The organism is Calidifontibacillus erzurumensis, from assembly GCF_013303125.1.
Classification (GTDB): domain Bacteria; phylum Bacillota; class Bacilli; order Bacillales; family Bacillaceae_J; genus Calidifontibacillus; species Calidifontibacillus erzurumensis.
Genome location: NZ_JABTTE010000006.1, coordinates 35,914 through 53,924 on the forward strand (window position 1 = coordinate 35,914; position 18,011 = coordinate 53,924).

Genomic DNA, 18,011 nt, shown 5'->3' on the forward strand with positions numbered 1-18,011 from the left:
AAAACTCAAGAAATGGGTGAAGTTGTAAAAACAAACCAAAGAATGATGAAAGCACTTGTCTACCGAGGACCGGGCATGAAAGAATGGACCGACGTCCCAATGCCGACGATCCAAAAACCAACGGATGCAATTGTAAAAATTGTCAAAACAACTATTTGCGGAACGGATCTTCATATTTTAAAAGGAGACGTACCAACTTGTGAAAGTGGACGAATTCTAGGACATGAAGGTGTAGGTATCATTGAAGAAGTTGGCTCTGGCGTTCAAAATTTCAAACGTGGAGACAAAGTACTCATTTCTTGTATTACCTCTTGTGGTAAATGTGAGAATTGCAAAAAAGGTCTGTATGCCCATTGTGAAGATGGTGGTTGGATTTTAGGTCACACGATTGATGGAACACAAGCAGAATATGTGCGAATCCCATATGCTGATACAAGTTTACACCCTGTCCCTCCTACTGTTGATGAAGAAGCTATGGTGATGTTAAGTGACATTTTGCCGACAGGCTTTGAAATTGGTGTTCTAAATGGTCGTGTGAAACCAGGAGATACAATTGCTATTATCGGAGCAGGTCCAGTTGGTTTGTCAGCGTTGTTAACTTCACAATTTTACTCCCCATCCGAAATTATTATGGTTGACTTAGACGATAATCGTCTACAAGTATCAGAAAAACTAGGTGCTACAAAATTAATTAACAGTTCCGATGGAAAAGCTATCGAAAAAATTATGGAAATAACCGGCGGCAAAGGTGTAGATGTTGCTATAGAAGCAGTCGGTATTCCAGCAACGTTTGATATTTGCCAAGAAATTGTGAAACCGGGTGGAACGATTGCCAATGTAGGGGTTCATGGAAAAAGCGTAGAACTCCATATCGAAAAACTTTGGATACAAAATATTACTTTAACAACCGGTCTTGTCAGCACCAATTCCACACCTATGTTGTTAAAAGCAGTGGCAGCTAAAAAAATAGAGCCTCTTCAATTAGTTACACACCGTTTCCATATAAATGACATTTTAGAAGCCTACAATGTTTTTGAAAATGCTGCAAAAGAACAAGCGATTAAGGTTATCATTTCAAATGAATAAATAGAAGTAGAGACGGTATGTTTGTTCGATGAAATGAATGGAACAAACGAACCGTCTCTTTTTTCCTTCTTCACTAATCTAAGCAATTAAATAATGAGGAAGGATTTACCCTATATTTTCTTCATAATCCTTGTCGATTTCTTTTAATGCCATATCTTCTTCTACTTCTTCAATATCACGCATTTGATGGGCAATTCGAGAAGCAGCGCAAGCACATACGCTAGCAACAAGATCATCTAAAAACGTATGTACACCTTTTCCAGATTTTGTATCCAAATTTTTAATAATACCTATTTTATTTTTATCCAAAAAGCCGTACGTTGTCACTGCAATACTTCCATAAGTAAGAACAGCACCTAAACCAAGTGTTTCATCAATACCAAATAACCCCTCATCATTTTCAACGATAGATTGCAGAGGCTCTGACAACATTTTTTTCTCTGCAAGTCGATCCAGTTCCACTCCAACTAAGATCGCATGTTGAACTTCCCGCTTTCTAAGCACCCGTTCCACTGAAAAAATACAATCTTCAAGGGTTAATCCATGATTAAACGGCAATTGCATTTTATAAACAATCTTAGCCATGTCTTCAACTGTAACCCCGCGTTCTTCCAGAAGTTTTTTAGTAGCTTTTTGAACATCACGGCTATGTACTCTTTTTGCCATTCCTAGTTTATCTCCTCTCAAAAACATAATAGTAACATTATACACTATCAATTTGTAAAATTGAGGATACCATGACGATCCTTTTTATTAAGCTTCTCTTTTTTCAAAAAATCAAAATCCTGCAAGTATTAAATAATTTGAATTTTTGCTATAATAATACAGTATTGAACTAAGATTATAAAGGAGGAAGCATCCTATGAAATATGGCATTGTCATTTTTCCATCGAAAAAGCTTCAAGATTACGCAAATTCTTTTCGTAAACGGTACGATCCTCATATTGCTTTAATTCCTCCACATGTAACATTAGTGAATCCATTTGAATTACCGGATGAAATGGTTAAAGAATTCATCCAAAAATTGCACCAAGTTGCAGCAAGCATCAAGCCGTTTTCCCTAGAAGTTTATAAAGTAAAAACTTTTCATCCTGCCGTAAATAAAATTTATCTTGCCATTAAGAAAACCGATGAGATTTTAGATCTACATCGCAAACTCAATACTGACATATTAGCAAATAATGAAAAAACAGAAAGCTTTGTCCCTCACATTACGATTGGACAAAAACTTTCAAATCGGGAACATTCTGATATCGTTGGACAGCTTACGATGATGGAAGTCTCCCATTCTGAAATCGTTGACCGTTTTCATCTATTATATCAATTGGAAAATGATCAGTGGACGACATATGAAACATTTCATCTTGGAAAGGAATGTCAATAAGTGTTTGTAAAAATTGTAACTACAGAAAAAGAACTAGAAGATGCTTATTTCATTCGTAAAAAAGTGTTTGTTGAAGAACAAAATGTGCCAGTGGAAATTGAAATTGATGAATTTGAAAACGATGCAACCCATTTTGTATTGTATGATGGAAATAAGCCTATTGGAGCTGGAAGGGTGCGACAATTAGGCGATACATTAAAAGTTGAAAGAATTTGCGTACTTGATACTTACCGTCATAAAGGCTGTGGAAAACTAATTATGGATAAAGCAGAGGAAGTGGCGAGGGATAAAGCTATCAAAAAGCTAAAATTGAATGCCCAATCCCACGCTGAACGATTTTATCAAAAGCTAGGTTACGAAACCGTTTCAGATGTTTTTATGGAAGCAGGAATTCCCCATGTTACTATGATTAAAACGATCAGTTAATCAATTGCCAATGGCATTGACGAGGTTTCCCATCATTGCCATTGGCGATTTTACTTTTTACGTTCCATTCGAGTATTTCTATGAATATGTTCCATTCCTTTTTTAGCTTCGTTTATTTTTCCAATAATATTTTTTTCGATCCTGTCAATCGGCAATTATATAAAATAGTGGTACTAAATCCCTTCTTATTTTCTTTTTAATCTCCTACTTCCTCATGCCTAATGTTTTATTTAAGTTTTCCAAGGCTTCATATAATAAATTTTTTTCACTACCTGCAATTGTATACATTTTGTCCGCTTTTTTCACAAGAAGACATCCATTCTAACAGAGTTTTTATTACATTTACACTTAACCGTCAAATTCCAGTAATAATGACAATTTTATCGGCAATTGAATGCCCTTTATGACATAAATTTTGTATATTTCCACAGTCAGTACCCACTATACTTTTTTGCTCATAATTTCTGTCGAGACGCACACGCTAAGTGAGAAAGTAATAATTTTAATGCAGGTGAGCTTAAATGGGATACTTATATACTGGCATCGAGCTTGTCATCGGATTTATTGCACTTTTCGTTTTGACAAAAATGCTAGGAAAAACGCAAATCACGCAAATTACAACGTTCGACTTTATTTCTGCGCTTGTGCTTGGGGAATTGGTTGGAAATGCATTATACGATGATAAAACACATTTTGGTAAAATTTTGTTCAGCATTTTTTTATGGGGGATGCTAATTTATATTATTGAATTCATTACACAAAAATTTAAAAGTACAAGAAAGCTTCTTGAAGGTGAACCTACGATTATCATTCGTAAAGGGAAAATCGACCGTCAAGCAATGAAAAAGAGTAAGTTAGATATTAACCAGTTGCAGCATCTTCTTCGGGCAAAAGATGTTTTTTCTATACAAGATGTTGAATATGCCATATTAGAAACGGATGGAAAAGTTAGTGTATTAAAAAAGTCAGATGCTGCGTCTTTAACTAGAAAAGATATGAAGCTGCCACCTGAAGAAACTTCTATACCAATTACAATTATTATTGATGGGGAATTATTAAAAGATAATCTGAAGCAAACAGGCCATAACAGCCAATGGCTTGAAAAACAGTTGCACGCTCATGGAATTTCAAAAATAAAGGACGTCCTCTATGCCGAATATAAAGAAGGTGAACCTCTTTATGTGCAAAAGTTCTGAACGATCGCTCTAAGTGCCAGCCCATTGCTCTTCCCCATTTAATGAAAACGAATCCCTTGGACGTTTTGTCAAATGTAGCCCACATCTCTGCCGGAAAGTATTGCTATAGGGCTGACACATCAAGTGGGCTGTCTCATTGAATTGTCTGCCATTGGTGAAACAGCTGATGGTGGGTGCTCAATTTCTCATTTCTAACCGATCGGGGTGCCGTTCGGTGCATTTTCATCGGGTTGAAGGAGAATCACATCTCCTTTTTCCGGGATGCCTCCAAGAACTAAAACTTCCGATTTAAAGCCAGCAATTCTTCGGGGCGGAAAATTAACAACACCGACAACTTGACGGCCGATTAATTTTTCTGGCGTGTATCGTTTCGTAATTTGTGCACTTGTTCGTTTAATGCCAATTTCTTCTCCAAAGTCAATTTCCATCTTAATTGCTGGTACTCTTGCCTCTGGAAAAGGTTCCGCTTTTAAAACTGTTCCAATTCTAATATCTAACTTTTGAAAGTCTTCAATTGTCGCCATTTTCATAATCCCTCCATCTTTTACTAATTATTATTTTAACGTAGTAATTGGAAATGTCCAAAAAAAATCCCTCACTATATACCTAGTGAAGGATTTTTTACACTTTATCATTAAAGTTTTGGCCTTTACCTGTAATTTCAGCTTCCACATCTTGTATTGTAGATTGTGCGATTTTTTGCTTTGTCTTTTCTCTCTTTTTCACCGCATAGTTTTTTACAGGTTTTGCTGCATAATATTTTTCTGTAAATTCAGGATTGTTCTTTAATTTTGCATCTAAATTAACTTTTTGTGCCCGTTTTACTGTAAATGGCGATCCATCTTTTCTTATCACTCGGTTCGCATATTGTTGATATTGCTCGTGATTCATTGGCAATATATACCCCAACCTTGCCACCTCCTTTAACGTTTATAAGCCCTCTCCTTACATCATACTTTCTGCCTCAAAACAATTGACAGAGTCATATAAAAATTGATTTGCTTCCTTTTTATTAATATCGGTAAATTTATTGAATTTTTTATACAATTAAACAAAAAAGGCACGAAATCAAATATGATCTCGTACCTTTAATTACATCAGTAAATCATTCATTTTACTTATTTTTTAACTAATTCAAGGTCAACTGGAATGAACGGTTCAACTTGTTCACCTTTTACAACCGATACTGCAGTTGCCACACCTTTTTCACCGATTAAGGCAGGTTTTTGGGCAACGGTTGCAGCCATCCGTCCATCTTCAACAGCTTTCACAGCATCTTCAGTAGCATCAAATCCAACAACTAAAACATTTTCTACGCCAGCTGCTTTTAGAGCTTCTAATGCTCCTAAAGCCATTTCATCATTATGAGCGAAAACCGCTTGAATGTCTTTATTGCTTTGTAAAATATTTTCCATAACTGTTAAACCTTTAGCACGGTCAAAGTCAGCCGCTTGCTTTGCAACAACTTCAATTCCTTCAACGCCATCTACTGCGCTATGGAAGCCTTCTCCGCGCTCGCGGGCAGCTGAAGAACCTGGAATACCTTCAAGCTCTACAATTTTACCTTTATTTCCAAGCTTTTCTAAAATGAATTCACCAGCCATTTTTCCACCGGCAACGTTGTCAGAAGCAATGTGAGACACAACTTCTCCGCCGTCTGCACTTCTATCAACCGTAATAACAGGAATGCCTGCACTATTTGCAGATTCAATTGCTGCTACAATCGCTGCAGAATCAGTAGGATTGATGACTAACACATCTACACCTTGTTGAATTAAATCTTCAATATCACTAGTTTGCTTAGCAGGGTCGTTTTGGGCATCAACTGTTGTAATTTCAACACCTTGTTTTTCTGCTTCAGCTTCTGCACCTTCTTTAAGAGAAACGAAGAATGGATTGTTTAAAGTAGAAATAGAAAATCCAATTTTAATTGATTCGTCTTGAGCAGGAGCTTCATTATTCCCTTCGGATTGTTGATTAGAACCTGGAGCTTGTGTTGAACAACCAACAGCAATCATTAAGCTTAACGCAGCCATCAAGAAAACTTTTAACCAATTTCTCATATAAAATTCCTCCCATCAATTTTATTAAAATTAAAGTTTAAGCAGATTTTTTTCGATCCAACAATACTGCTAAAAGGATGACACCTCCTTTAATTACCTGTTGGTAAAAGGATGAAACATTTAATAGGTTCAAACCATTATTTAAAACCCCAATAATGAGGGCACCTATTAACGTACCAAAAATCCAACCGCGACCACCTGATAGGCTTGTACCACCTAAAACAACAGCAGCAATGGCATCTAATTCATAAGCTGAACCAGCTGTCGGTTGAGCGGAATTTAACCTTGAAGTTAAAATAATTCCAGCAAGCGCAGATAAAAGACCTGTAATGGTGTAAACCCAAACCTTTACGCGATTTGCTTTGATCCCCGACAAAATGGCAGCCTCTTCATTACCGCCGATTGCATAAACTCTGCGGCCAAATGTTGTTTTCTTTAATAGAAAGTAGAGGATCGCATAACTTGCAATCATCCAAACGACAGGTACAGGGATGCCAAAGAAATAACCTCTTCCCATGAGCTCAAAAGAATAACTATTTGAAAGACCTGTAATTGGTTTTCCATCTGTATAAACAAGAGTTAAACCTCGGAAAATCGTCATTGTTGCCAGTGTGGCAATAAACGGTGCAACTTTACCTTTCGTAATGATAAGTCCGTTGAAAGCACCCATTAAAGCACCTGCAAGTAAACCGATTAACATCGCTAAAATTGGATCCGTGCCTCCAGCAATAAAGCCAGCTGTCAACGCTGCTGATAAAGCTAGGATGGAACCAACTGACAAATCAATTCCGCCTGTTAAAATAACAAAGGTCATTCCAAAAGCAATAAGTGCGTTTATGGATACTTGCCGCAACACATTAAAAATATTATTTAAAGATAAAAAATTTGGACTAAGGAATGAGAGAATAATTGTTATTGCAAATAACCCGAGTAAAGGACCGAGCTTTTGTAAAATATCTGACATTCTTGAATTGTTCATTCTATTTACCTCCAGTAGCCGCTTGCATAATTTTCTCTTGAGTAGCTTCGCGGCGGTCGAAAATAGCAGTAATTTTTCCTTCATGAATGACCATAATACGATCACTCATCCCAAGGATTTCAGGCAATTCGGATGAAACCATAATAATGGCGACCCCTTGTTCCGTTAATTCATTCATAATTTGATAAATTTCTTTTTTCGCTCCAACATCAACGCCGCGTGTTGGTTCATCCAAAATTAATATTTTCGGACGAATTCCAAGCCATTTTCCAATCACTATTTTTTGTTGATTACCACCGCTTAATGATTTCACCGCTTGCTCCTGGCTTGACGTTTTTACGCGGAATTTATTAATCATGTCTTGAACAAACTCATGTTCCTTTTTCGCTGAAATAAGTCCATTTGTTGAAATTATTTTCAGGTTTGGAAGGGAGAGGTTTTCACGGACAGACAATCCTAGTACTAACCCTTCATCTTTTCGGTCTTCGGTCACAAAGCCGATCCCCGCTTTTATGGCATCATAAGGATTGTGGATTTGAACTTCCTCTCCATCGATAAATACTTTTCCTTGTTGTTTCGGTCTATAACCAAACAGGGCTTCCATAATCTCCGTCCGGCCAGCACCCATAAGGCCGGCCACACCAAGAATTTCTCCTTTGCGGAGGGAAAAACTAATATTTTCAAATACTCCTTTACTTGTTAATCCTTCAACTTTCAGCCTTTCATCACTAGGATTAACACTTCTGTCCGGATAACGTTCCCCAAGCTCCCTTCCTACCATCATCTGAACGACTTCATCAAAATTTGTTTCTTTAATTTTTTTCGTTCCAATAAATTGACCATCACGAAGGATCGAAATGCGGTCACAAATTTCAAAAATTTCTTCCATACGGTGGGAAATATAGACTATACCAACACCTTGGCTTTTTAAACTATTGATCACTTTAAAAAGAGTCTCGATTTCCCGATCAGTTAAAGCCGCCGTTGGCTCATCCATGATAAGAACTTCCGTATTCGCTGCCACAGCTCTTGCGATTTCAATCATTTGTTGCTGCCCTACAGATAGTTTTCCTGCTTCTGCATCAGGGTCTATCGAAATACCGAGCCGATTCATATATTCTGTCGTTTTTTCTTTCATTTCTTTCGTCTTTAAGACTCCAAATCCGTTTGTTAATTCTTTTCCTAAAAACATGTTTTCGCTTACTGTTAGCTGAGGGATGATGTTCAACTCTTGATGGATGACGGCAATCCCTGCTTTTTCTGCTTCTTTCGGATTTGAAAAATGAACTTCTTTCCCTTTTACATGAACCGTTCCTGCATCTCGTTCATAAATCCCTGTTAAAATTTTTATAAGGGTTGACTTTCCTGCCCCATTTTCTCCCATTAAAGCATGGATTTCTCCCGGCAATACTTCAAAATCAACATTTTCCAAAACTCTATTTCCTGAAAACGCTTTGCTAATATTTCTCATTTCAACAAGGGGTTGGACTGCATTCATTAAAAGATCACCCCGGCATGGAGAATAATATTTGCATAAGGAGTTATTTCACCTGTACGTATAACAGCCTTTGCATTTTTTGTTAATTGCTTAAACTGCTCGTGGTCAACATACGTTTTTTCAACATTTGGTAAAAGTTTCGTGATTTCATTATGAACGTTGGCATTGTACTTCTTTATTTCACTAGCCAATGTTATTTTTTCGATTTCCATATCATCAATGACCGCTGCCAAAGTTTCTATAAAGGTAGGATTTCCAAGAGTTAGTGAAATATCAATCCGTTTTACAACATCCGGAATTGGCAGTCCACAATCAGCGATCACAATCGTATCGGTATGCCCCAATTTTGCTAATACACTGGCAATTGAACTATTTAAAATTCCTTTTTTCTTCATCGTTGAAGCACCCTTTCATGTTGTATCCAAAAAATTGTAGTAAGCTCGATTCATCAGTATCATTATTTTTTGTTAGAATTCAAAAATTTTTCTACTTCCGCTTTTGTTGGCATACCGGTTTGCGCCCCAAGTTTAGTTACGCTTAAAGCTCCAACAATATTGGCAAAACGGCAAGCTTCCTCAAGAGTTTTCCCTTCTGTTAATGCGACTGCTAATGCACCATTAAACGAATCCCCTGCACCTGTTGTATCAACAACATCAACGCTTATACCATCGATTGTGCATTCTTGGCCGTTGTCAAAATACGATACTCCTTTAGAGCCTTTTGTAATAATGCATTTTTTCATTATGTCGTTCTTTTTGTTTTCATCAAGTCCATTTAGCAATTGAACGACTTCATGCTCATTCGGCGTAATATAATCAATCTTTTTTAACGCTTGTTCACATATTTTCATGAATGGAGCAGGATTTAAAATAACTGTTAAACCATGTTCTTTTCCGAGTTCAACCGCTTTTTCAACTGTTGCCATAGGAATTTCAAGTTGAAGCAACATCGTACTGCACTCTTTAATAACATCCTCTAACTTTTCTAATTTGTCCGGTGTCATCCGATAGTTAGCACCTGGCACGACAATGATCGAATTATCGTTTTCTGCAAGCGTGATGGATGCAATACCGGTCTTTTCATCTGTAACCGGTTCCACATTGTCGACATTAATACCTTGTTTTCTTAAATGATCGATCAGCTCTTGGCCAAATAAATCTTGGCCAACGCAGCCGATCATAGTAACACTGGCGCCAAGCCTTGCACAAGCAACGGCTTGATTTGCTCCTTTTCCACCGGGGATCGTTAAAAACGACGTGCCAAGAACTGTTTCACCTGGTTTTGGAAAAATATCAGAACGGGTGACTAAATCCATATTTATGCTGCCGATTACAACAATTTTATTATTTTTTTTCAAAATACATACACTCCTCACAACTTTATCTCGTTGATTTTCGCTCCACTAATCTTACAGGAAATGTATAAGTGCTTTTTGGCAATGGTTTTTCTTCAATAATACCTAATAACATTTTTGCAGCTGTTGAACCGATTTCATAAATCGGCTGTGACATCGTCGTTAATTCAGGCGTTGTAATTTCAGAAAGAGCAATGCCGTCAAAACCGATGACAGATAATTGTTCTGGAATCTTTTTCCCTACTTCTTCTGCTGCTTTTAATACACCAATCGCCATAATGTCATTGCCGGCAAAAACGCCGTCAATATCCGGATAAATTGTTAATAATTCTATCATCGCCTGCTTTGTTTTCTGAATTTGAAAGTCGCCATTAACAATTAATTCAGGGTTAAATAACGAAAGATTTTGAAGTTCATCAATGTAACCGCGGCAACGTTCATCCGCAGTCAAAATTCCAATCGATCCGCGAACATGAGCAATTTTCTTGCACCCTTTATTTAGTAAGAAACGGGTTGCCATTTTTGCACCTTCGTAGTTATCAACTCCGACATACGGTGTTGAATCATCAATAGCCCGGTCAAGTGCGACGATTGGTACACCCAATCCTTCAATATGCTCTTGCTTAAGTGTGCTAGTTACAATGATGAATCCATCTATATATTTTTGCTTCAGAACTTCAATATATTCCTGTTCTTTGTCAATTTGGTTGTCTGAATTGCACAATACGAGCGTATACCCAGCTTGCTTTGTCACATCCTCAACGGCTCTTGCCAACTGAGGAAAAAATGGGTTTGTAATATCAGGCACAATTAAGCCGATCATTTTCGATTGTTTTTTAAACAAGCTTCTTGCAACAGCATTCGGTTTATAATTTAATTTTTCTATTGCATCCATCACTCTTTTTCTTGTATCTTCATTAACATACCCGCTATTATTGAGAACTCTGGAAACGGTTGCAACAGAAACTCCTGCTTCTTTAGCAACATCTCTTATTGTAGACAAGTTTATCACCTGTATGTTTTCATGTAATTTTGATGTAACCCGTTACACAATTTTAGTATAGGTCTTTTCATAATACTCGTCAATCTGTTTTGAAAAATAAAAATCCATAAACCGATTGAAGACAAGCACGCTTTATCGATTTATGGATTATTATCATTAATAAAAACTCAAATAAGAAAGTGTGAATGAAAAAAGGGGAAAATGATCAAATCGTAGTCCTTGGTTTCTATTAGAGTACAATAATATTAGGGTGAATTTTCACTCCCAATTCTCATCGTTAACTCCCTCACGATGCTCATCATTTATGATGAATTTTTCCTTTTAGAACCGCAACCACAGCCGCTTTTTTTTATCTTTCTTGGAGGTGTTTTTTTCGCGATGGTAGATATTTTTGCATTAGTTTTTTTCATTTGACAACCTCCCTTGCGCAATACATTGAATAGTATAATATATTCAACGTAGAAACGATTGTCACGGCTCGGTGCCCACACTTTTTTCCTCTCTTCGTCTTTAATTGAACATCAACGGCAGGGTGTTTTTCACCTATTTACACACTTTCCTCTACTCGTCTATAATTCTTTGAACGACGGTTTCTATAATGGAAGCACATCCTGCAATAGCTAAAATACATATAATCATTGTAAAAAAATGAGGAGCGAATAAATACCCAGTATATAGACCAGCTGCACTCCAAACACCTGTACACCAGTGGCAGCTTAACAATTCACCAATAAAGCGCCTTAATCCTTTCCCTTTAATTTCTATATATGTTTCAACCGTACCATCTTCTAATTTTTCTTCAACTTCACGATGAAAAGGCCGGCGAATAAAATTCGTAATTTTATCATAAACGAGTAGCCTTGTAAGTCGAAATGAAGCCAAACTTAATAAAAGTAACTCATGAACATTTTCTATCATAATAACCCCCTATGAAGAATCCATCAAAATATTGAAAAAACGACTATTCGAAAGAATAGCCGTTTTATTTGCCAAATTTGTTAGAAGAAAAATGGGAAATAAAACCCGCCTATTGAAAAAAATGGGAATCTGCGTCTTCTAAATCTGCGGAAGCGCCGAGGATAGTAGCCAAACCATGGATAACCGCCATACCAAGGATTACCACCATACCAGCCTTGCCATCCACCGCCATAACGGTAGGACAAGTCTAGATCTTGATTTTCATCTTCTTCAACCGTTTCATCATAATAAACTCCCCGATCCATTCCGTCACCGTCAGGAACGAGCATATATACGTTTTCATCATCACTTCCGTCAATAATTCCTTCTAACATCTGTCCATCAGTTGTTTGCATTTGCACAAGATGGTGCATATACCGTCTGCAAAAGTCTTTCCAATCATGCTGATGTTGTTGTTGTGGCATTCCGTAAGGCATTTGATAATATTGATACATTTTTTATCCTCCTTAGGCAAATTTCAATCATATCGTATGCACATGCCTAAAAAGGTGTTCTTCCTAATTTGATTTTCTCAAATATTCTTCTCAAGACTAGCGCTTCTGCCCAAAGCGGCAAACTTGATTCAATTTGTTTCTTCCAATCCTCACTGGAAATTAAGCGTTCCTTATATAGCCAATCAATCGCTGATTTTTTCCATTGGGGGGCATTTACATAAGATTGATCGCTTAACTCTTGAATTTTCCTAGACTGTACTTCATTTAAAAACCATTGTTTTGTAATTCCTGTACCGGGACATGATTTTGGAGAATATTCACGATGGAAAACAATATCTTTTTCTGTTAAGTTAAACTTTTGAAGCAATACTCGAACAGCGGCAATGATCGCATCCAATTGTTTTCCTTCCAACGTTTCTTCCCCTTGATCAAAATTTCCGATCATTTCAAACATAATTCCACCCTTATTATGACCGCTGATTCCTGCTGGATCTAATTCTAAGGAACGGCCATCCCAAATCAATCCATCCGGCGACACAGTAAAATGCTGGCCAATGTCCCGCCATCCCCTTGTATTCGTATGATATTGCCACATGGAAGCAATTGTGGCTTCCCCTCTATAGTCCGTTTTCCTAGGTTTCCACGTATGATGGATTTGCAAATGGGTAATTTTTCTGCGAATAGATAAAGTATTGATAAATGCTTGAAACTCAGCGATCGAATAACTTTTAAACCTTCTTGTCATCCGCTTGTAGAGCCCCTTTCAATTTTAAAAATAAACGTTGGTAAACAGCGGCTTGGGCCCAAAAAGGCAACGGCTCTTCGATTTTCTTTTTCCAATCCTCGGATGACAATAATCCTTCTTCATAAAGCCAATCAACCGCTTTCTTTTTCCATTCCGGTGTATTTAATGGATAACCATTGTTCCCTTCCATTTTTTTTCATCCTTTTCTTTTAAGATTATGAATGTTTCCATACTACAAATATATGAAATTATGAAAAAAGGGGCCCTCATCTAATGAAAAACCACATTTCCTAATTAAATAGACAATTCCCCAAACAGCTTTTCCAAATACACATATTTTAATTAGAGACATATATTCGTCTACTTTAGTAAGGGGGATTTAAATGAGGATAAAAAAGCCTAGGAAAAAATTTAAAAAAATGTTCGAAGATGAATTCCACCATGAATTCGAAGAAAAGTTTGAAGATGAAATAAAAGATGATCATGAGGAAGCTTTTCATCACCACGATAAGCACGAGGAAGATGAGGATTGCGTCTGTAGTATAGTCAAAAAAATTCATAAAGCACAATCGGCTGTCAAAGAATCAGACTGCAGAGTTAGCTGTGAGACATCGATTCAACAGCTTCTTTCACCAGCCCCAAAAGCCAATACCATCCCTTTCACATTAACATGTGATTGCGACTTATTTATCGCAAAAGCTCCAGTATATAGTCGTAAAGAAAATTTCAAATTGATTTCAAGTCCGTTTTTTAGAGTAAAAAAAGTAAACCACAACTGTTGTGCCGTTCTTGAATTATTGTTGCCAACAAAGGATGGGAAAACAGCTGAAGGTGTTTTCAAACATGATGATCATCATTCGGATCATTCCGATTTCGATGGTTTTGTTGGAACTGGTGCTTGCATAACAGTCGACTTGCATTGTTTCTGTAATATAACTTGTTTTAAACCGACCATAGTTCATACAAGGCATCATTTTTTCAATGGGCATCACGATTGATCAAAAGTTTTAAAGGTGAGCTAATTTTGCTCACTTTTTCTTTATCCTTAGATGGGTAAACGATTTACTAATTAATATTCCTAAAAAAATAGACGAAAACCCACACACTACATTTACCCATACATATTCTGTTAGAGACGATAGTCAAAAACAACAAAAAAATCAAAAGGAGAGGTTGAGGGTATGAGTTGTGGAAAAGGGAACCATCATCATCCAATATCTTCAGGTAACTGCGTATGTGATGTTGTTCGTGCAATTGCTGATGCCCAAAATGAAGTGGAGGAAAATGTTTGTGATGTAAGCTGCGAAAGATCTATTGAAAGTTTATTAGACCCTGCAGCAGCTAATGATTTAAATACAGTGCCATTCATTCTTTATGGGAAGGATTTAAATCCATTCAAAGGTTTTGGTATCGATTTCAAACGTACGAAACATAATCTTCATGATCCAGAGTTTGAATGCATTGAAAGCTATATTTTCCGGGTAAAAACTGTCGATGACGATTGCTGTGCAGTTCTTGAACTATTAGCCTTCGCTGACGATGGCGGAAGAGGAGATAGTGGAAGAGGAGATAGCGGAAGAAGCGAAAGCGGAAGAGGAGGCCACAGACATCGCGATGACGACAGTCCATGCGATCAAATAGACCAACAAAAATTAGAAAATTTAGTGGCAACAGGTATTTGCATTACTGTAGATCTTTCTTGCTTCTGCGCAATTACTTGCCTTCCAGCCGTATCCCTACCATAAAAAAATGGCTTTCGCATCAGATTGGAGCCATTGCTCCAACTGATGCAAAATTTCCATAGCTGCTATGAATCTAATGAAAAAACAGTTGTTTTCATTCATATAAAAAAGGAGACTGCCGTTATCCGTAGTCTCCTAACTATATCTGATCAAGGTAAGTGTATCGTTTTTATATGCCTTAAATTAACAAATGATGGAGTTTGCCTGGCGGTAATCAGTTTTACAATGTTATTTTCAATGACTTTTAATTGTCCAATTTTGTTATCATCCTGTCCAAGGTCAAGGATTACAATTTGATTTTTTAATTTTTTCAACTGTTCTTCAAATGTTCTAGCAAGGGTTAATTTTGTTGGCTGAATTGGAAAATGTTCCTTAGAAAGAGCGTAAGGTGCTTCTTGGTTGTGGTATGGAATGAACCACTTTATATGTTGAAGAGATACATAAACCGTTTTAAAAACCGGTGAATAAAACACTACATAGTTGGTCATCACACTAACAATATATCCGTGGATCGTTCGGTTATTTGCAATATGAATCTCGGAAAAAATCCCTCTCGCACTATTTAACATTTTTCGAAAAGAAATGTTTTCATTTAAACTTTTATCGAGCTTTCCTTCAAATGGTCTTATATCGGTCGTATCATCATCTTTTAAATAGATTTTTTGAATATGGTTGCATGGAATATATAAAAAATCTTTGCCGTTATATAAAACGATAACATCTACACCGATTGTAACTAATAATCCTATATGGACAATATTTCCAGAAACTTCAACTACTATTTGTTTCGTTGCTATTTCTTTTAATAAATCCAATCATCCTCCCCACCTTTTTCTATAAAAATAACCATTCGAACCAAAAATATAAACATAGTAAACTTACAATTAAACCGATTGGTACAACTAATAACGTAACTTTTACATATTGGCTCCAAGTAAACGGAATTCCGTGTTTTCGTATTGTAAACATCCAAATTAATGTTGCCAAAGTGCCGATTGGTGTTAATAAAGCACCAATATCACTGCCTATCACAGCAGCCAAATAAGAGATTTGTAAAGTATTTAAGTCAATATTCATATCTATTAATGTCAAAGTGCCTATCATAACAGCCGGTAAATTGTTAAAAAGATTAGACATAACTGTTAGAAGCATCCCCATCGTTAAGCTTGCATGAAACGGATCGCTTGCAACAGTTTCTTCTAAAAGATCGACCAAAAAATTTGTTAAACCGACATTTCTTAATCCGTATACTAATACATACATGCCAAACGCGAAAATAAAGATATGCCAAGGAGTGTTTTTAATAATATCACTTATACCTTCACGAGTTTTATACATCCGAATAGCAGCAAGGAGCACAGCACCAATGACTGCAACCCATTCAATCGGAATCCCCAGTGGAGAAAATAGGAAGAAGCTGCCTCTTGTAATAATCACAATTGAAATACAAATTTTAAAAAGTTGCCAATCGACCGTACTATCATTTTTTAACTCTTGATGCGGACGATCGAAAAAATTGGAGTGGCTGCTGAAATGATTTGGAATGACTGAAATATTTCGTGGAATATCTTTCTTAAAGTACCAATACAACAAGAGAGCAATTGTCATAATTCCTATCATGGAGGGAACAAACATCATTTTTACATATCCATTTATATCTAAACCGACAATTTTTAATGCAATTAAATTGGCAATATTGCTGACAGCAATCGGAGCACTAGCTGCTGTAGCAATGATAGCACCAGATAAAAGGAATGGAATTTTTTGATAGGTTTTTAAATTTAATATATTCATCATTTGGATCAAAATTGGAGTTGTAATTAATATGCTGCCATCATTATTAAAAAATAATGTCATTAAAAAACATAAAGCGATGATATATATATAGAGCAACAGCCCTGAACCGTTCGCTCTTTTAACGATATGAAGTGCAACCCATCGAAAAAATCCAATACTTTCTAAAACGATGGACATGACAATCGTTGATAGAATTGTTATCACTGCCCCGCTAATCATATTGGCAATCGTTACAACATCTGTTAGAGGAACAATTCCTACCATTAATACAATGGCTGCACCGATTGCTGTTGGGATCGTTTCATTGATCCCCTTCGGTCTCCACATAATAAAAAAGACCGTTAAAGCAAAAACGATGAGCATAACCGTATTTTGAAAATTATGCATTTATTTTCGCCTTCTTTGTCAATAACTCCATTCGTATTTCCCCTCCTTATATTTTTTCCTTTGATTTTAAATGAGTGCACTGACACCAAGAATCAATGCACTCTTTCCACATTCGTTATCTTCTTTTCTTGCGGTCTTGTATTTTCTTTTTCGCAAGCAAAATAGATTCATCATTTTTTTGGTTGTTTTCATTATTTTGTGATTTTGTTTTCTGGCGTACGCTTTTTACATGAAATTGGTTCACTCTTAACACTTCATCACGAAAAACTAATGTTAATAGTTGGTCTTTCACATCAACTAAAACGCCTTCCACAGCATCAGGACCACGATTAATCATTACAAAGTTATATTTCAATTTCTTAAACAAGCGATGCAATGAATTGACTTCTATAAAAGTCGGCTGAGCGATTTCTGTTGTATTGTCGTTTTCTTCTCCTTCATGTTCCTCATCTTCTTTTGCCTTTGGCTTATATTTCACACTGACGCCTTTCACATGCTCAAGATTGTAATAAATGACACCTTCTTTGTCATGATAAAGGACTAAGTATTCATCCGTTACCCCGAGCAACAGCCCTTTTCTTGATTCCGGTCCGCCTAAATTGATTTTGACCTCATGATCTTCTAGGTTTTCAAGCAGCTTATGGAAACGGTCTTCGTTATCATCAACATCAGGAATGTCTTCAATCATAACTGGCTTAGAGTCAGCAACAACATTTTTAATATGTTTTGTCTTATAATAAATAAAACCATCTTTCTTATTGAAAAGTTTTATATAATCATCGTGGACAGCTAATAATACTCCATGCCAAGATTCAGGACCGTCTTTGAAAGACTTTACCTCTTTTCCGATCATTGTTGATAAAAAAGAATTATCAATTTCCATTTTTATTATCCTCCCTCATTTTTCTTGTACTAACATTCCATTTGCACTAAAGGTAC

The 18,011-nt window shown here is 36.5% G+C and carries 22 protein-coding genes; 6 read left to right on the forward strand and 16 right to left on the reverse strand.

Going from position 1 to position 18,011, the window contains the following annotated elements:
• The first annotated feature begins 45 nt into the window (after window positions 1–45).
• Window positions 46–1,086, forward strand: a complete 1,041-nt coding sequence (locus HR057_RS06510) for a zinc-dependent alcohol dehydrogenase family protein (RefSeq protein ID WP_173730721.1) — start codon at window positions 46–48, stop codon at window positions 1,084–1,086.
• Between the two features lie 105 nt (window positions 1,087–1,191).
• Here the strand turns inward: HR057_RS06510 and HR057_RS06515 are convergent, their stop codons facing one another.
• On the reverse strand, window positions 1,192–1,752 hold the full coding sequence (locus tag HR057_RS06515; protein ID WP_173730626.1) for a phosphatidylglycerophosphatase A family protein: 561 nt from the start codon (window positions 1,750–1,752) through the stop codon (window positions 1,192–1,194).
• Between the two features lie 196 nt (window positions 1,753–1,948).
• Between HR057_RS06515 and HR057_RS06520 the strand changes: the two genes are divergently transcribed.
• The 3 genes from HR057_RS06520 (at window position 1,949) to HR057_RS06530 (ending at window position 4,092) form a co-directional block, all read left to right on the forward strand.
• Window positions 1,949–2,470: a 2'-5' RNA ligase family protein gene (locus HR057_RS06520; RefSeq protein WP_173730627.1), complete on the forward strand. Its 522-nt coding sequence runs from the start codon at window positions 1,949–1,951 to the stop codon at window positions 2,468–2,470.
• On the forward strand, window positions 2,471–2,896 hold the full coding sequence (locus tag HR057_RS06525; RefSeq protein WP_173730628.1) for a GNAT family N-acetyltransferase: 426 nt from the start codon (window positions 2,471–2,473) through the stop codon (window positions 2,894–2,896).
• Between the two features lie 521 nt (window positions 2,897–3,417).
• A complete protein-coding gene (locus tag HR057_RS06530; RefSeq protein ID WP_173730629.1) occupies window positions 3,418–4,092 on the forward strand; it encodes a YetF domain-containing protein in 675 nt (224 codons plus the stop codon).
• A 191-nt stretch (window positions 4,093–4,283) separates the two neighbouring features.
• Here HR057_RS06530 and csaA read toward each other — a convergent pair whose 3' ends face one another.
• The 12 genes from csaA to HR057_RS06590 form a co-directional block, all read right to left on the reverse strand.
• Complete coding sequence (gene csaA / locus HR057_RS06535) at window positions 4,284–4,616, reverse strand: chaperone CsaA (RefSeq protein ID WP_173730630.1); 333 nt, start codon at window positions 4,614–4,616, stop codon at window positions 4,284–4,286.
• A gap of 97 nt (window positions 4,617–4,713) precedes the next feature.
• Window positions 4,714–5,001, reverse strand: a complete 288-nt coding sequence (locus tag HR057_RS06540; RefSeq protein ID WP_173730631.1) for a hypothetical protein — start codon at window positions 4,999–5,001, stop codon at window positions 4,714–4,716.
• A 209-nt stretch (window positions 5,002–5,210) separates the two neighbouring features.
• On the reverse strand, window positions 5,211–6,155 hold the full coding sequence (gene rbsB, locus HR057_RS06545; RefSeq protein WP_173730632.1) for a ribose ABC transporter substrate-binding protein RbsB: 945 nt from the start codon (window positions 6,153–6,155) through the stop codon (window positions 5,211–5,213).
• Window positions 6,156–6,192: 37 nt separating this feature from the next.
• Entirely contained in the window at window positions 6,193–7,134 is a 942-nt protein-coding gene (locus HR057_RS06550) for an ABC transporter permease (RefSeq protein WP_173730633.1), read from the reverse strand.
• Window position 7,135: 1 nt separating this feature from the next.
• On the reverse strand, window positions 7,136–8,632 hold the full coding sequence (locus tag HR057_RS06555) for a sugar ABC transporter ATP-binding protein (protein ID WP_173730634.1): 1,497 nt from the start codon (window positions 8,630–8,632) through the stop codon (window positions 7,136–7,138).
• Entirely contained in the window at window positions 8,632–9,027 is a 396-nt protein-coding gene (gene rbsD, locus HR057_RS06560; RefSeq protein ID WP_173730635.1) for a D-ribose pyranase, read from the reverse strand. Before rbsD ends, HR057_RS06555 begins: the two co-directional genes overlap by 1 nt.
• Before the next feature lie 62 nt (window positions 9,028–9,089).
• On the reverse strand, window positions 9,090–9,989 hold the full coding sequence (gene rbsK, locus HR057_RS06565) for a ribokinase (protein WP_268990194.1): 900 nt from the start codon (window positions 9,987–9,989) through the stop codon (window positions 9,090–9,092).
• A gap of 22 nt (window positions 9,990–10,011) precedes the next feature.
• Window positions 10,012–10,989 (reverse strand): LacI family DNA-binding transcriptional regulator, encoded by a 978-nt coding sequence (locus HR057_RS06570; RefSeq protein WP_173730636.1) that lies wholly within the window; start codon window positions 10,987–10,989, stop codon window positions 10,012–10,014.
• A gap of 561 nt (window positions 10,990–11,550) precedes the next feature.
• A complete protein-coding gene (locus HR057_RS06575) occupies window positions 11,551–11,907 on the reverse strand; it encodes a DUF1360 domain-containing protein (protein WP_173730637.1) in 357 nt (118 codons plus the stop codon).
• 80 nt (window positions 11,908–11,987) lie between these two features.
• Window positions 11,988–12,401: a hypothetical protein gene (locus HR057_RS06580; RefSeq protein ID WP_230474374.1), complete on the reverse strand. Its 414-nt coding sequence runs from the start codon at window positions 12,399–12,401 to the stop codon at window positions 11,988–11,990.
• A 46-nt stretch (window positions 12,402–12,447) separates the two neighbouring features.
• Window positions 12,448–13,146 carry a peptidoglycan recognition protein family protein gene (locus HR057_RS06585; RefSeq protein ID WP_173730638.1) on the reverse strand — a complete coding sequence of 233 codons (699 nt, stop codon included), beginning with the start codon at window positions 13,144–13,146 and terminating at the stop codon, window positions 12,448–12,450.
• Complete coding sequence (locus tag HR057_RS06590; protein WP_173730639.1) at window positions 13,130–13,336, reverse strand: hypothetical protein; 207 nt, start codon at window positions 13,334–13,336, stop codon at window positions 13,130–13,132. The genes HR057_RS06585 and HR057_RS06590 overlap by 17 nt, the downstream gene beginning before the upstream one ends.
• Window positions 13,337–13,529: 193 nt before the next feature.
• Between HR057_RS06590 and HR057_RS06595 the strand changes: the two genes are divergently transcribed.
• Together HR057_RS06595 and HR057_RS06600 are read left to right on the forward strand one after the other, a co-directional pair.
• The gene (locus HR057_RS06595; protein WP_173730640.1) at window positions 13,530–14,144 is read left to right on the forward strand and encodes a CotY/CotZ family spore coat protein; all 615 of its coding nucleotides are present in this window, start codon (window positions 13,530–13,532) and stop codon (window positions 14,142–14,144) included.
• A 183-nt stretch (window positions 14,145–14,327) separates the two neighbouring features.
• Window positions 14,328–14,891, forward strand: a complete 564-nt coding sequence (locus tag HR057_RS06600) for a CotY/CotZ family spore coat protein (protein WP_173730641.1) — start codon at window positions 14,328–14,330, stop codon at window positions 14,889–14,891.
• Window positions 14,892–15,037: 146 nt separating this feature from the next.
• Here the strand turns inward: HR057_RS06600 and HR057_RS06605 are convergent, their stop codons facing one another.
• The 3 genes from HR057_RS06605 to HR057_RS06615 form a co-directional block, all read right to left on the reverse strand.
• On the reverse strand, window positions 15,038–15,703 hold the full coding sequence (locus HR057_RS06605; RefSeq protein ID WP_173730642.1) for a DUF2642 domain-containing protein: 666 nt from the start codon (window positions 15,701–15,703) through the stop codon (window positions 15,038–15,040).
• Window positions 15,704–15,722: 19 nt separating this feature from the next.
• A complete protein-coding gene (locus HR057_RS06610) occupies window positions 15,723–17,072 on the reverse strand; it encodes an arsenic transporter (RefSeq protein WP_173730643.1) in 1,350 nt (449 codons plus the stop codon).
• Window positions 17,073–17,187: 115 nt separating this feature from the next.
• Window positions 17,188–17,955: a hypothetical protein gene (locus tag HR057_RS06615; RefSeq protein WP_173730644.1), complete on the reverse strand. Its 768-nt coding sequence runs from the start codon at window positions 17,953–17,955 to the stop codon at window positions 17,188–17,190.
• Window positions 17,956–18,011: the final 56 nt, after the last annotated feature.

Coding starts and splice junctions, on each gene's coding strand:
- HR057_RS06575 (WP_173730637.1), bottom strand. CDS start 11,907: ATGATAGAAAATGTTCATGAGTTACTTTTATTAAGTTTGGCTTCATTT.
- HR057_RS06550 (WP_173730633.1), bottom strand. CDS start 7,134: ATGAACAATTCAAGAATGTCAGATATTTTACAAAAGCTCGGTCCTTTA.
- HR057_RS06580 (WP_230474374.1), bottom strand. CDS start 12,401: ATGTATCAATATTATCAAATGCCTTACGGAATGCCACAACAACAACAT.
- csaA (WP_173730630.1), bottom strand. CDS start 4,616: ATGGCGACAATTGAAGACTTTCAAAAGTTAGATATTAGAATTGGAACA.
- rbsD (WP_173730635.1), bottom strand. CDS start 9,027: ATGAAGAAAAAAGGAATTTTAAATAGTTCAATTGCCAGTGTATTAGCA.
- HR057_RS06510 (WP_173730721.1), top strand. CDS start 46: ATGAAAGCACTTGTCTACCGAGGACCGGGCATGAAAGAATGGACCGAC.
- HR057_RS06520 (WP_173730627.1), top strand. CDS start 1,949: ATGAAATATGGCATTGTCATTTTTCCATCGAAAAAGCTTCAAGATTAC.
- HR057_RS06585 (WP_173730638.1), bottom strand. CDS start 13,146: ATGACAAGAAGGTTTAAAAGTTATTCGATCGCTGAGTTTCAAGCATTT.
- HR057_RS06610 (WP_173730643.1), bottom strand. CDS start 17,072: ATGCATAATTTTCAAAATACGGTTATGCTCATCGTTTTTGCTTTAACG.
- HR057_RS06595 (WP_173730640.1), top strand. CDS start 13,530: ATGAGGATAAAAAAGCCTAGGAAAAAATTTAAAAAAATGTTCGAAGAT.
- HR057_RS06615 (WP_173730644.1), bottom strand. CDS start 17,955: ATGGAAATTGATAATTCTTTTTTATCAACAATGATCGGAAAAGAGGTA.
- HR057_RS06530 (WP_173730629.1), top strand. CDS start 3,418: ATGGGATACTTATATACTGGCATCGAGCTTGTCATCGGATTTATTGCA.
- HR057_RS06600 (WP_173730641.1), top strand. CDS start 14,328: ATGAGTTGTGGAAAAGGGAACCATCATCATCCAATATCTTCAGGTAAC.
- HR057_RS06515 (WP_173730626.1), bottom strand. CDS start 1,752: ATGGCAAAAAGAGTACATAGCCGTGATGTTCAAAAAGCTACTAAAAAA.
- HR057_RS06555 (WP_173730634.1), bottom strand. CDS start 8,632: ATGAATGCAGTCCAACCCCTTGTTGAAATGAGAAATATTAGCAAAGCG.
- rbsB (WP_173730632.1), bottom strand. CDS start 6,155: ATGAGAAATTGGTTAAAAGTTTTCTTGATGGCTGCGTTAAGCTTAATG.
- HR057_RS06590 (WP_173730639.1), bottom strand. CDS start 13,336: ATGGAAGGGAACAATGGTTATCCATTAAATACACCGGAATGGAAAAAG.